At 34.5% G+C, this 14,786-nt stretch carries 11 protein-coding genes; 8 read left to right on the top strand and 3 right to left on the bottom strand.

Annotated features, from left to right (window positions below):
• Positions 1-111: 111 nt before the first annotated feature.
• Entirely contained in the window at positions 112-2,298 is a 2,187-nt protein-coding gene (gene recQ / locus T367_RS0116310) for a DNA helicase RecQ (RefSeq protein ID WP_211252723.1), read from the bottom strand.
• Between the two features lie 313 nt (positions 2,299-2,611).
• On the opposite strand from recQ, the gene T367_RS0116315 reads away from it, so the two are divergent.
• From T367_RS0116315 to T367_RS22780, 3 genes are read left to right on the top strand one after another with little or no spacing between them, the layout of a single operon-like run.
• Entirely contained in the window at positions 2,612-3,079 is a 468-nt protein-coding gene (locus T367_RS0116315; protein ID WP_027420811.1) for a DUF1573 domain-containing protein, read from the top strand.
• A 16-nt stretch (positions 3,080-3,095) separates the two neighbouring features.
• The gene (locus T367_RS0116320; protein WP_027420812.1) at positions 3,096-3,533 is read left to right on the top strand and encodes a DUF1573 domain-containing protein; all 438 of its coding nucleotides are present in this window, start codon (positions 3,096-3,098) and stop codon (positions 3,531-3,533) included.
• Positions 3,534-3,908, top strand: a complete 375-nt coding sequence (locus tag T367_RS22780; protein WP_051568617.1) for a DUF1573 domain-containing protein — start codon at positions 3,534-3,536, stop codon at positions 3,906-3,908.
• A 547-nt stretch (positions 3,909-4,455) separates the two neighbouring features.
• On the opposite strand, the gene T367_RS0116330 is transcribed toward T367_RS22780, so the two are convergent.
• Both T367_RS0116330 and folP read right to left on the bottom strand, forming a co-directional pair.
• Positions 4,456-4,833 (bottom strand): GxxExxY protein, encoded by a 378-nt coding sequence (locus T367_RS0116330; protein ID WP_027420813.1) that lies wholly within the window; start codon positions 4,831-4,833, stop codon positions 4,456-4,458.
• A gap of 406 nt (positions 4,834-5,239) precedes the next feature.
• The gene (gene folP / locus T367_RS0116335; protein WP_051568622.1) at positions 5,240-6,013 is read right to left on the bottom strand and encodes a dihydropteroate synthase; all 774 of its coding nucleotides are present in this window, start codon (positions 6,011-6,013) and stop codon (positions 5,240-5,242) included.
• Between the two features lie 104 nt (positions 6,014-6,117).
• Between folP and T367_RS0116340 the strand changes: the two genes are divergently transcribed.
• The 5 genes from T367_RS0116340 (at position 6,118) to T367_RS0116360 (ending at position 14,764) form a co-directional block, all read left to right on the top strand.
• Positions 6,118-6,654 carry a DUF1599 domain-containing protein gene (locus tag T367_RS0116340; RefSeq protein WP_027420815.1) on the top strand — a complete coding sequence of 179 codons (537 nt, stop codon included), beginning with the start codon at positions 6,118-6,120 and terminating at the stop codon, positions 6,652-6,654.
• Between the two features lie 74 nt (positions 6,655-6,728).
• On the top strand, positions 6,729-8,531 hold the full coding sequence (locus T367_RS24165; protein WP_027420816.1) for a DoxX family protein: 1,803 nt from the start codon (positions 6,729-6,731) through the stop codon (positions 8,529-8,531).
• A gap of 6 nt (positions 8,532-8,537) precedes the next feature.
• Positions 8,538-9,299: a triose-phosphate isomerase gene (gene tpiA / locus T367_RS0116350; RefSeq protein ID WP_027420817.1), complete on the top strand. Its 762-nt coding sequence runs from the start codon at positions 8,538-8,540 to the stop codon at positions 9,297-9,299.
• Positions 9,296-10,120, top strand: coding sequence for a 50S ribosomal protein L11 methyltransferase (gene prmA, locus T367_RS0116355; protein ID WP_027420818.1), 825 nt, complete (start codon positions 9,296-9,298; stop codon positions 10,118-10,120). Before tpiA ends, prmA begins: the two co-directional genes overlap by 4 nt.
• Positions 10,121-10,132: 12 nt before the next feature.
• A complete protein-coding gene (locus tag T367_RS0116360) occupies positions 10,133-14,764 on the top strand; it encodes a hypothetical protein (RefSeq protein WP_027420819.1) in 4,632 nt (1,543 codons plus the stop codon).
• Positions 14,765-14,786: the final 22 nt, after the last annotated feature.

A 14,786-nucleotide genomic window follows, 5' to 3' on the forward strand; every position in this document is an offset into this window, starting at 1 on the left:
ATACACAATTAGAAGCAGAGAATATGTTGTTAAATATGCCCTAAACATGAGCGGTGACTGAGGGTTTTTCGAATGCAATTCGAAAAATGGACTCGAAGTCACAAGCGACACCTAATTCGCCATTTCACTCATAAACTTGATTCGCATTAAACGCAGGTGACTTTCATCATAATCACCATCAAATTCCGCAAAAGCTTCAGTTAAGCTATCAGAATCAGCCTCTAGGAAATAGTCATAAATATCAGACTGGTCTTCCTCGTCAAGTACTTCATTTAAATAATAATCAATATTCATTTTGGTACCTGAACCAACGATTCCTTCAATCTCATCAATCACGTCATCCATGGTAATACCTTTAGATGTTGCAATATCATCAAGTGGCATTTTACGATCGACGTTTTGAATGATATGTACTTTTAATACCGATTTATTGACCATTGATTTGACAACAAAGTCTTGCAATCGTTCGATATTATTTTGTTCTACATATTGCGAAATAAGCGAAATGAATGGTTTTCCATATCTTTTTGCTTTCCCTGTTCCCACACCAACAATATTCGATAATTCCTCTACCGTTATTGGGTATTGAATGGTCATATCAAGTAATGACGGTTCTTGAAAGATAACAAAAGGTGGAATGTCTTTTTCTTTGGATATTTTCTTACGCAATTCAACTAACATTTTATACAATGCTTCGTCAGATGTTGCAGCTCCTTTTTGGGCAGTGAACGAATCGTCTTCGTCGAGCGAATAATCATGTTCTTTAAGCAACATAAAAGAGAATGGCTTTTTAATAAAAGCATGACCGTCGTCCGTTAGCTTTAATGTTCCGTACGATTCAATCTCTTTAGTTAAAAAACCATGAACTAAACATTGGCGTGAAACAGCGTTCCAAAATATAAAATCATGTTCTTTTCCTTTGCCGTAAGTTTCTAGTTCATTATGACGATATGATTTAGTCTCTTGTGTGTCCTTACCAATTAAAAAATTACAAACGTATTTCGCTTTTTGCGTTTCTTTTAATTCTTCAACCGCTTTTAAGAAAGTATAAACTTCGTTTTTACCTTCGAATTTTTCACGAGGGTTTTTACAGTTGTCACACATGCAATTACAACCTCCTTCATCGAACTTTTCTCCGAAATAATGGAGAATATACTTCCGACGACAAACGGATGTTTCTGCATAAGAAACTGTCTCAGACAATAATTGCCTGCCTATTTCTTGTTCGGCAATTGGTTTACCATGTAAGAATTTCTCTAATTTTTCAATGTCTTTATATGCATAGAACGTTAAACAATGACCTTCGCCACCGTCTCTTCCGGCACGACCAGTTTCTTGATAATAACTCTCTAAACTTTTAGGGATGTCATGATGAATAACAAAACGAACATCTGGTTTGTCAATTCCCATTCCAAAAGCAATAGTCGCAACAATTACATCTGCATCTTCCATCAAAAACATGTCTTGATGTTTTGCCCGCATATGCGAATCAAGACCCGCATGATAAGGCAGCGCATTGATTCCGTTTATTTGCAGCAGTTCTGCAATTTCTTCAACCTTCTTACGGCTGAGGCAGTATACAATTCCTGATTTACCTTCTTTTTCTTTAATGAATTTTACGATGTTCTTTTCTATTTCACGTTTTGGACGCACTTCATAGAAAAGATTATCTCTATTAAAGGACATTTTAAATACAGTTGCATCAAGCATCTGTAGGTTTTTTTGTATGTCGTGTTGCACTTTTGGTGTTGCCGTTGCTGTTAAAGCAATAATTGGAACATTACTGATTTCTTCGAAAATTGTACGCAGCCTTCTGTATTCCGGTCTAAAGTCATGCCCCCATTCTGAAATACAATGCGCTTCGTCAATAGCGAAAAATGAAATTTTAACGCTTGTCAAGAAATCTATATTCTCTTTTTTTGTTAAAGATTCGGGAGCAACATATAATAATTTAGTCTTCCCTGCGATGATATCTTCTTTAACTCTCTTTATTTCAGTTTTGTTTAAAGAGGAGTTTAGAAAATGTGCCACTGAATCAGAATCACTAATGTGTCGAATGGCATCTACTTGATTTTTCATTAAGGCAATAAGCGGAGAAACTATAATTGCGGTACCTTCACAAATCAATGCCGGCAATTGGTAACATAAAGATTTTCCAGCACCAGTTGGCATGATAACAAATGTGTTATTCCCTGCAAGTATATTCTTTATAATAGGTTCTTGTTTCCCTTTAAACTCATTGAAACCAAAATATTGTTTAAGGGCTCCCTTAATGTCTTGTTCTTTTGTAATAATCATTCAGTAATTTTACGCTACTATTTAACTTGTCCAATATTGAGACTAATATATGGTTCTCGTACAGATGAAATAATTTTTCATTATAAAGATAAATAAAAAGACGGTGTCAAATTAGAGAACCACGAAAAAAAATATTTTTTTGTCAAAAGGCCCGTTTAATGGGTTGAATGGGAGGTTAGTTTCGATTTTCTTTTTTTAGCACGAATTAAGTACATACATAAAAAAAAGCTTTGTTAAGTATATGTTAAACTTTTTAACATTTAAAAGATCTGCTTTATATTTGGGTAGATAAAAATTAAAAAAATTGAATATTATGAAAAAATTAGTTTTCGCACTTAGTCTTATTGTAGCAGCCTCTTTTGGTTTAAATGCACAAGTAACAGGAGGAATTACAACAACAGATGCAGCAGTTCCTGCAGATGGTCCAAAAATCTCTTTAGATAAAGATGTGCACGATTATGGTACAATTGAGCAAGGAGCTGAAGGTACATGTGTTTTTAAAGTAACCAATACAGGAAACGCACCATTGATTATCTCTACTTGTAAAGGTTCTTGTGGATGTACTGTTCCAAAATGTACTAAAGAACCAGTAGCGCCAGGTGCTTCAACTGAAATATCTGTACATTATGATACAAAAAGAGTTGGTGCTATTAATAAAACTGTAACAATTACATCTAACGCGGTTGATTCGCCTAGAAAAGTAATTAGAATTAAAGGAATGATCAACGCAAAACCAACAGGTGGCGCTCCAACAAACGCTGGTTCTCCAGTAGTAAACTAATTTAAATAATATTAAGATGAAAAGAATTGCTTTTTTTAGTATGATGCTTGTTTGTTTTGCTTTTATGAGTAATACAACAATGGCACAAGGTGGAGTAGCTGTTGGTGGAACAACTGATGGACCACAAATTTCAGTAGATAAAGAGGTGCACGATTATGGTGTATTGGCTTATGGAGCTGATGGTAAATGTGAGTTCAAAGTTACCAATACAGGAAATGCACCTTTGATCATTTCAAAATGTAAAGGATCATGTGGTTGTACTGTTCCAACTTGTACTCAAGAGCCTATTGCACCTGGTCAATCAACAATGATTAAGGTGGAATATGATACGAAAAAAGAAGGTCCGATTACTAAGTCTGTTACGATTTCGTCGAACGCTGTAAATGAGCCTTCTAAAACTGTTAGAGTTAAAGGAGCTGTTAAAGCTAAACCGGCAGTAACAACGACACCATAAGTGAAATTAATTTTTCCAATAGTATTTATTCTAAGTTCTGCACTCACTAGTTTTAGTGGTGCAGAATTTTTTTTTACAGAAAATAAACATGACTTCCCCGATGTCGTAGAAGGAGTTCAAATCTCTCATGTATTTGAATTTACAAATAAAGGGGATGAACCATTAATCATATCAGGATTTGAAGTTGCATGCCCATGTACTGCTTTAATTTATCCCGAAACACCAATTCTTCCCGGACAAAAATCGTCAGTGAAATTAACTTTTGATACCAAAGGTAAATATGGTTTTCAAGATCGAACTGTGCTTATTAAATCGAATGCCAAAGGGAAGAATAAGTTGCGTTTTAGGGTTTATGTGAATGAGATAAAAGATTAAAGACCGCTATGCTGTTAGACCGCTGCATGCAACAAAAAAATACGATTAGTAAAACCAAAAACGTCTTCGGACTCCCACTCCCTCAAGAATCTTTCGTGTGGTTTGCTAACGGCAAGAAAAAATACTATTAGTAAAACTAAGTCAAATTCTTAGGTTAGTAAATGATTCTACTTATCATCTAAGTAACATTTGCTCTTCAATGTATATAAAGTCAAACCGTTTTGGAGCGGTCTAAATTCCTCAACTAAGAGCATAGATTTTCGATGCGATTCTTTTAGTCGTCATAAATAGCACTAAATTCTCGTTTTTTATTAAGATTAAAAAGAATTGATAGATGTTATAGAGAAAATTTCCAACTTCATCAAGGATTCGTTGGATAAAGCAAAAGGTCAAAAATCAAACTACAAACTGCAACATGCATCAAATCGCAAAATCAGCGGACATCTGCGGGAAATACCATTACTTAGCACATTAAATCGTATATTAGATAGTAGACGAACGAATCAAAAAAATCTGTCTTTAAACAAATGGAAGAATCAACAAGGCCTTATAAACCATTTACTTTGCGGTATATAGACTTTCCGATATTGTCGTTGTTAAAATTAACCAACAAGCCTAGTTTTAATCCAGACAGTTTCAAATATGTAATCAACTGCATATGGTGAACTTCTAGGAGTGTTTCGACAGATTTAATTTCAATAATCACCTTTCCTTCAACAACTAAGTCTAACCTATAACCATTATCAAGACGGATAGTTTCATAATGCATTGGTAATGCCAATTGACAAGCATATTGCAAATTTATTTTATCGAGTTCATAACATATGGCAGCTTCATAAGCAGATTCTAACAAACCAGGTCCAAGGTTGTTAAATACGTTGAAAATACAACCTCTTATTTTGTAGGATAAATCATTCTCTGTCATACAAAAACAATATAATAAATTTCTAGCAAAGAATTTAAATCTAATAAATAGTTCCCGCAGATATTCGCAGATCAAAAACCGCAGATTCACACAGATTTATTAAGATTAAAAAGAATTGAGAGATGTTATAGAGAAAATTTCCAACTTCGCCAAGGATTCGTTGGATAAAGTAAAAGGTCAAAAAATCAAAGTATAAACTGCAACATACATCAAATCGCAAAATCAGCGCATATCTGCGGAAAACAACACCATGCCACACGTCTAAACGTAAAATCAGCGCACATCTGCGGGAAACAAAAGTATACCACCCATCAGTCACATTTCCTAACACCTAATCCTTAGAAGCTTCACCTCTTAAGCATAAAGCGATTGAGGTTACGAAACGTAAGAGGAACTAAAAACTAATCTAATATAACTCCTTTGAAACCAACTTTACTGCCTCAACCGCTTCCTTCACATCATGAACCCTTAAAATTTTGGCCCCATTCATTAAAGCAATTGTATTTAGCACAGTTGTACCATTTAAACTTTCTTCAGCTGTGGTTTGCAGTGTTTTATAAATCATAGACTTTCTCGAGATGCCTATCAGTAAAGGTCTATCGAAAATTGCAAAGGATTTTAAATGCTGAAGAAGTTCGAAGTTTTGATCGATTGTTTTGCTAAATCCAAAACCTGGATCGATAATAATGTCATTAATTCCAGCAGCCTTAGCATTAGCGATTTTCTCACTTAATTCGAGAAAAACCTCTTTAAATAAATTTTTATAATTCGATTGATCGACCATGTTTTGTGGTGTGCCACGCATGTGCATTAATATGTATGGGCAATTATTTTCTGCAGCAACCGTATAGATTTTTGAATCTATTCCGCCACCGCTAATATCATTTATTATATGTGCGCCGTTTTTTATGGCTTCTTTGGCGACTTCGCTTCTAAAGGTGTCTATAGAGATTAAAACATCGGGGAAACGTTTATTTATATCTCGAATTACGGGAGATATGCGTTCAATTTCTGTTTCAATAGGAATGTTATCTGCCCCAGGTCGTGAGGAATATCCACCGACATCAATGATCGTTGCTCCGTCGTTAATCATTTTTTCAGCACTTGCTATGGCAGACTCAGAATTTGCTAATCTGCTGCCAGCGTAAAAACTATCATCGTTTATATTTAGGATTCCCATAACAATGGGTTCGTTGAATTCATGTAAAATACCTTTACAATTAAAGGTTAATTTTGACGAAAAAAATGTATCTTTCACAGCTGAAAAAAATAGGTAATTAATTAATGCATAAAACGGCAGAACAATATAAAAAAGTAATTGAGAATTGTCAGTCAATTTTTCAGAAAAAAGGACAAGATTATGGAACCGCATGGCGAATTTTGCGCATCAGTTCTTTAACAGATCAAGTCTTTATTAAAGCCCAACGAATTAGAACCATTCAAGATACTGGAGTGAATATGGTAGGTGAAGGGGTTGAAGATGAGTTTGTAGCGATTGTGAATTACTGTGTAATGGGACTTATTCAACTAGATTTAGGTACAAAAGCAGAAGAACTGGATTTGGATATTGCTTTAAAATTATACCAAGAGAAAACGAAATTGGCTTTTGAGCTAATGGAGAAAAAAAATCATGATTACGGCGAAGCATGGCGCGATATGCGTGTTAGTTCGTTAACTGATTTAATCATGATGAAGATTCTACGTACAAAACAAATTGAAGATAATAAAGGCGAAACATTGATATCCGAAGGGATAGATGCAAATTATTTAGATATGTTAAATTATGCCGTGTTTTCGTTAATCAAATTGAACGAAAATTAACTGGTCAGTTAATGACTTGTTAATTTAGAGCATACCCAAATTATAAAACCTTAAATTCAAGAAAAAATAGGAATATGAGTGAAATGAGACTTCGAAATGAAAAAAGCAATGTTGTAGGTAGATCTATATTGATTAATTCCCTTGCTATTTGTTTGAATTTAGTCGCCGTATTTTTTATCGTCAAAGGATTTCATACTAGTACGGTTGACAATGCTTCAACTTATCAATACTTAGGTTTTGGTTTATTGATTTTGTCATTGGTATCCATGTACTTTTTAAAAGGAATATTCCTTTTTTCATATGTGTCTAGAGCTATAGTCGGTGGATTGTTTATTGTTTCTGGTTTGGTAAAGGCAAACGATCCCTGGGGATTTGCTTTTAAATTAGAAGAATATTTCGCACCAGATGGTTTGGCATTTGATTATCCGTTTTTCACGGCATTCGAACCTTATGTATTGGAGATTTCTATTCTGGTCTGTGTTGCTGAAATTGTATTAGGTGTAGCCGTTGTTTTAGGTGGTAAAATAAAATTAACTTCATGGCTGTTGATTCTACTCATGTTGTTTTTTACTTGGTTGACATGGTATACTTTTTCTTGTGTTGATACGCGTGAGTTTTTAAGTAGTCTTGATCCTGCATTATTAACAGATGCGCAAGTCGCTCAATTGGGGAGACAATGTGTTACCGATTGTGGATGTTTTGGTGATGCTTTAAGAGGATCTGTTGGTCGTTCTTTAACACCGTTAGAGTCTTTTTGGAAAGATCTTGTTTTATTGTATTTTGGATTGATCATCTTTTTCAATCAATGGCGAATTAAGTTGAATTCTGTAATGGAGAATTACTTAATGATTCCAGCATCAATTCTTGTAGTTATCTTTTTCTGTTGGGTATTCGGATGGATCTTCCCATTATTCTTCGCGATTATAGCATTCCTCGGAGCAATTGTATTCAGTAATGTTAAAATTGGCAAGATGGGCAAAGCATGGAAGATGGCTATTTATGTCTCGGTGATAACCTTGTTGTTTAGTGTTTATACAAGTTCTTATTTGCCTGTAAAGGATTATAGACCGTATGCAATTGGTAATAATATCGCAGAGAAGATGAATGATGGAATTGATGAGGTTTCTGATTTTGTTTTGTATTATAAAAATAAGGAAACACAAGCTGTTGATACTTTCCAAGTAGACCAATGGGAGATTTATGGTAATACTGAATTGTATGAATATGTCGATCGTAAAACAATCGTGATTTCGGCGGGTAAACCCAATTCAATCTCTGACTTTTTAGCACGGGTCGATTATAGAAAATTGACTGAAGAGGAGTTGAAGATACCTTTCATAGATTCTGTTATAAAGGCTGATTATTATGCTTATTACCAAGAGAAGATGGTCTTGAATTATGCAGGTGGAGCAGACACCATTGCTGTAATGGATTATGATACATTATACTATCCAGATTCAATGTATACAAAAGGAGATGTATTTGTTGATTTGATTGATCCTGCAGATCCTTTTTCAATCAACTTAACGAATTATTTGCAAAGCGCTGAAAATATCTTTATCATGACGATAAGAGATATAGAAAATATTAACGAAAATAGTATGGACGAAATGAAAGCACTCTATCAAGGTACGCTTGATAAAGGATTGCCATTTTATGTCCTATCACCGGCAAGTGACCAACAGATTGATGCGTTTAAGCAAAAGTTTGATTTTAATCCTACTTTCCTTCAGTTTGATGGAACAGAGGTGAAGATTCTTGTTCGTTCAAATCCTGGATTGATTTTAATTGATAAAGGCACTGTCATAGACAAATGGCCAAGTCGAAGCATTCCAGATTTTAAAGATGTTTATAAAAGATATATTGAACCTAAATAGGAAATAATGAAACGTAAAATCGTTGCAGGAAATTGGAAAATGAACCTCAATTATAATGAGGCTAAAGATTTACTAAAGAAATTAATTGAATATAAAGATAAATTTGATACAACAACTGAATTAATTATATGCCCTCCAACGCTATATTTAAGTGCGTTTGCAGAAGTGTTAAACGGTCATGATTGGGTGAGTTTAGGAGCGCAGAATTCTTATACTGTTGATAACGGAGCATTTACAGGTGAGGTTTCTCCTTCACAATTAAAAAGTTTAGGAATAAAATACGGTATCGTAGGTCATTCTGAAAGAAGAGAATTTTTTAACGAAGATTATACCCTTTTATCTAAAAAGGTAAAAGCGCTATTGCATCACGGTTTATCACCAATATTCTGCTGTGGCGAGCAGTTACAAGTTAGAGACAGTAATGTTTACAAAGAATTTGTTATGAAGCAAATCGAAGCAAGTTTATTTGGTTTAAAAGCTGATGAAATTGAGAAAGTAATTATAGCATACGAACCTATTTGGGCAATCGGAACAGGTAAAACTGCAACTGCCGAACAGGCGCAAGAAATTCACGCTTTAATTCGTTCAAGAATCTCAAAGGAATTTGGTGAAAAGGTAGGTGCTAACGTTGGAATTATTTATGGTGGTAGTTGTAAACCTGATAACGCAAAAGAATTATTCGCTCAAAAAGATATTGATGGTGGATTGATTGGCGGTGCTTCTTTAAATGCCGACGATTTCTTAGCCATTGCAAATTCGTTTGAATGAATTATATAGAACTTAATATTACCTTAACTACTCAAGATCCTTGGGCTGATATATTTGTAGCAGACCTCGCTGAAGTAGGGTTTGAAAGTTTTGTTGAAACCAAAAGTGGTTTACAGAGTTATATACAAGAAAAACAATTTGACGAAGCGATGCTTTTGCCTTATAAGAATCATGAGGCAGTGGAAAAAGTTGAATTCAAATTAATTGAAGACGAGAATTGGAATGCGACCTGGGAAGCTGGTTTCGAACCTGTCATTATTGAAGATAGATTGGCTATTGTAGCGCCTTTTCACAAAGGAGAATTTGATCAAAAAATGATCGTTACGATTCAACCGCAAATGTCATTTGGTACAGGGCATCACCAAACTACTTGGTTGGCATCTAAAAGACTATTTGATCTTGATGTTAAAGATCTAGCTGTGCTGGATATGGGAACAGGAACAGGTATATTGGCGATTGTAGCTGAGAAATTAGGTGCTAAATCTGTTTTTGCTCCAGATATTGACGAATGGGCATATAAAAATGCACAGGACAACGTTGCAATGAATGATTGTACGAAAATTGAATTGGCTTTAGGTGGTGATGAATTATTAGTGGGTAAGAAATTTGATTTGATTATTGCTAATATTAATAAAAATATATTGCTGGCGCACATGCATACCTATGCAAGTGTACTAAATACTGGTGGCTTACTTTTATTGAGTGGATTTTTTACCACAGATGAAAGTGATTTAACAGCAGAAGCATCAAAACATGATTTGGTTTTTGACCGAATTGATAATAAAGATGAATGGGCTTTGATGCAGTTTAAGAAAAAATAAAAGGATTTAACTATGAAAAGGATATTGTTACTTGTTTTATGTTGTATTTCATTAACTACTTTCTCACAGTTTTCAAACGATCCGGCTGCTTTTCTAAAAGATATTGATAAATACCTTGGTGCTTCTAATAGGATGAAGACAAAAGAGTTTATGGAGGTTTTTGAACCGAATTGGATGACCAATTTCTCTAAAGACTACCAAAATAAGGTAATATCAACAGCGAACTTGATTTACGAAAAACGACTTCCGCCTTTTCCAGAACTATATGGTTATTTATTATCAGTGCATTCATTTGTGATTAATAAACAATCTGATGAAAGTTTTGATTCATGGCACAAAACTATTGACCAGTTATTGAATAGTAAAAAAGTTAAAAAATTCCGTGATTTTATTCAAGTCTGTGAAGGCTTTTTCACAGATGGAACAATTTATTATGCAACCAATCATATTTGGAAAGCTACAGGAGGATCGTATATTTTTGAGTTCGATAAGAACAGTCCCAATATTATCTTCAAGGATGTCGACTTACAATGTTATATCGTAAATAGAAACGCTTCAAAAAAGGATGACCTTTATTTCGATAGTACAATTGTGAGAAAAACATCAGGTGTATTTGAACCTTTAATTGATAAATGGACAGGTAGAGGAGGGACAGTAGATTGGCAAAAAGTGGGCTTAGATAAGTCGACAAACTATGCCGAGATCACTGATTATATGATGTCTGTAAAATCAACCAAAGTTGAAACGGATTCTGCTTTAGTTTATACGGATTATTACGAGAAACCGCTTTATGGTTCTTTTAATGATATGGCAAAAAAGATTAATCGTGATGTGGATAGAGTCTACCCGCAATTCGTATCCTTTAGTAAAGAGATAATGCGAAAAAGTATTGTGCCTGAGGTTGACTATGTTGGAGGTTTTGCGTTGGCAGGTGCCGACTTTAACGGGGTAGGATATAATAATAATTTGGCAAGTTTGGTTTTTTATAAAGAGGGGAAACCATTTGTGAAAGCACAAGCAATGCGTTTTACCGTTAACCCCTCGCGGATTCAAGCGAATGAATGCCAAATAACCATGTATTTAAATGATGAGGATACTTTATTCCATCCGGGGTTAAATATAAATTACAATTTAACGCAACTCGAATTAGCAAGAGGAACGGAAGGAATTTCTCAAGCGCCATTTAAGGATTCATATCACCATATTGATATGTACGTCGATAGAATCTTGTGGACCAAAGGTGATCCTAATTTGAATATTGTTTGGCACCCACTTAGTTCTCAGAAAATAGCAAGATTTGAATCGCAAGACTATTTTAACTTGAAGGTTTACAATAAAATTCAAGGTATGAGTCAAGTCAATCCATTGGTAGCAATATATCAATACTCATATAAATATGACGTGCAAGTGATGCCCGTAAGTGAAGTATCATCTGCAATGAGATATACAAACGAGCAAGCATTACCACTTATATTAGATTTGGCAAATCAAGGTTTTCTAAACTATGATAAGAATAAACAAACCATCACGCTGCAACCTAAAACAAAAAAGTATATTGATGCGCGTGCAGGTCGAACGGATTATGATAATATAGTTTTTACCTCGAATTTAATGGAGGTTAAAAAACAATCCGAATCAAATCCTGATGGAACACCAAATAAAGGTGCAATCGCTTATAATATCAGAGCCGATTCTTTAACGAAACGTAAAGCCTCTAAGACTAACTTCGGTAATCTAAATTTAAACACTTTAGATTTTAATTTAAATGAAGTTGATCCTGTTGAAGTGTCAGTGGCACGAAATGTTGTTGTTTTTCCAGAGGAAGGTAATTTATTGCTAAAAAAGAATTTAGATTTCTTATTCTCTGGTGCCGTTATGGCCGGCAAGTCTGAGTATTATTTAGATGATGCAGCATTTGATTATAAGAATTTCAAAATTGATCTAATTGATGTCGATGCGGCGTTATTAAGGGTTAAACCTTTCTATACAGGAGGTCATCAACCCAAACCAATGTATTCGCATTTCAGTGGTTTAAAAGGTACATTGTATATTGATCACGTGAACAATAGGTCAGGAAAAGATGAGAAAAATTTCAATAAATATCCATACATAGAAACCAAAGAAGATTGTTATGTTTATTATAACCATCCTTCTATTTATAAAGGTGTTTATGATAGTTCAGATTTCTACTTTAAAGTCGATCCTTTTGTCTTTGATAGTTTAGGAGCATTCGACGAAAAATCAGTAAGTTTTAAAGGTGAGATGAGATCAGCAGGGATTTTCCCAGTATTCAAAGAGGAATTGAGAATTCAGGAAGATTATTCATTCGGATTTGTTACAAAAGCTCCAACTGACGGTTTCGATTTCTATGGACAAGATGCAAAATTTGACAATGAAATTCGTTTGAGTAACGAAGGGTTAAGAGGTGCCGGAGAAATCAACTTCATTACATCTAATTCTAAAAGTGAGAATTTTATTTTCTTCCCAGATTCTACAATGGGGGTCGCACAATATGTTAACCTGGCTCAAACCAAAGATAAAGGACTTTCTGTTCCTGATGTAACTGGTGAGAATGTGGTTGTGACATACGTGCCAAAGGAAAAAGTATTAAAAGCGCGTTCAACAGACAATCCTTTAGTTATGTTTAATCAGGAAGCCAAAATGCATGGTGTAACCGAATTGAGAGCAGAAGGAATGACAGGTAAAGGTTTGATCTATTTTAAAGATGCTGAATTAGGTTCTAAATCGTTCGAGTTTACTAGATGGATAATTGATTCTGACAATGCTGACTTTAATTTATTAGCTGCAGAACAAAACGAAGTCAGTGATGACGATCCGGATAGTAAAAATCCATTGTCTTTCGATTCAAGAAATTTAGTTTCTCATGTCGATTTCTCTGAAGGGGAAAGAAAAGGTAGTTTTAGATCTATTGACGGAACACAAACTGTAAAATTCCCGAAGAATCAATATATATGTTTTGTTGACATGTTTACATGGTTGATGGATAAGGATGAAATGGAATTGTCTCAAGATGATACGCCAACCAATTCAGATGTGACGATAGAGTCTGATTTGAATCTGGCAAAATCTAACTTTTTCTCAATCCACCCAGATCAAGATTCATTAAACTTTAAAGCGCCAAAGGCAAAATTCTTCGTGAAAGACTTCGTAATTGCTTGTGAAAAAGTTGAATTTATTGATGTGGCCGATGCGAGAATTTATCCGGAAGGTCAGAAATTAACAGTGCGTAAAAAAGCAGTAATGGATCCGTTTGACAACGCAGAAATTATTGCCAACTTAGTAACAAAACACCATAAAATTACTGAAGCACACGTCGAAATTTCAGCACGTAAAAAGTATAAAGCAAGCGGTAAGTATCCTTATGTTGATAGTGATGAGAAAGTCTATACCATCTTCTTTGAGAATATCGGGCTAGATTCAGCTTATCAAACCGTTGCGAAAGGACGAATTGAGCAAGATGAACAATTTAGTTTAAGTCAACAATTTGATTTTTACGGAGGGGTTGAATTATATGCTGCCGATCAGTTCTTAACTTTTGATGGGGCTACTAGAATTAATCATGAGTGTAATCAATTCGCTAGAAACTGGTTGCAGTTTAGAACGGATATCGATCCAAATAATATTCAAATTCCTGTTTCTGAAAACGTAACTGATCTTGAAGGAAATGGAATTGCAATTGGATTGGTAAAACGGACGACTTCTAATGCAGACAGTTTAGGTATTTACCCTGCATTCTTATCAGCGTTAGATAATCCGAAAGATATGATTGTCTTCACATCTCAAGGTGTATTGAATTATAATGCCGATGCTAAAGAATTTAGAATTTCAAGTCCTGAGAAATTAGTGAACAGAACGGAAAAAGGAAACTATATCAGTTTACATATTGAAAGTTGCTCAATGGAAGGTGATGGCTTGGTTAATTTAGGCGTCGACTTACCAGGTGTTGAGGTGAAAACTTATGGTATGATACAGTACGATATGGCTACTAAAGTTACCAGTTTAAATTTATCGGGAAGCATGAATTTCTTCTATGATAAAAAAGCAATGGAATTTATGGCGGAAGGTATTAATAAGTCTGATGGTTTAAGTGGAATTGATATTGGTAGAACGTCTCTTGAGCAAGCAATGATAGAAGAGGTGAATAAAGAGGAAGCTGAGAATTTAAAAGCAGAGTATACTTTGAATGGCCTAATAAAGAAATTCCCGAAACAAATGGATCAAATGATCTATTTCACGAATTTGAAACTGCAATGGAATGATAGAGCTTATGGCTTTACTTCTAAACCAATTTCAGCAATTGTTGCCTTAGACGGAACGCCTATCATGAAAGATTTCACTGTTCGTATGGCTATTAACTTTTCAGAAGGTGGTGATAGAGGAATGAAATTAGAGTATATGGTTGAATTACCAGGCGGAGAAAAACCGGGTGATTATTATTTCTACAGGTTTGAAAAAGTGAAAAAGAATACAGACTTGAAAATTGTGACAAGTGATAAAGCGCTAGAAACTTATATGCTCGAATTAAAAGATGATAAACGAAAAGGAAAAGATTTAGAATTCGAAGTTAGAGGAAAAAATAAAGATAGGTATATCAGTCCTTTTAACGGATATTTCGGTTTGTAATATTCAAATCATATTTAAATTG

This window comes from Crocinitomix catalasitica ATCC 23190, assembly GCF_000621625.1.
Taxonomy (GTDB): domain Bacteria; phylum Bacteroidota; class Bacteroidia; order Flavobacteriales_D; family Crocinitomicaceae; genus Crocinitomix; species Crocinitomix catalasitica.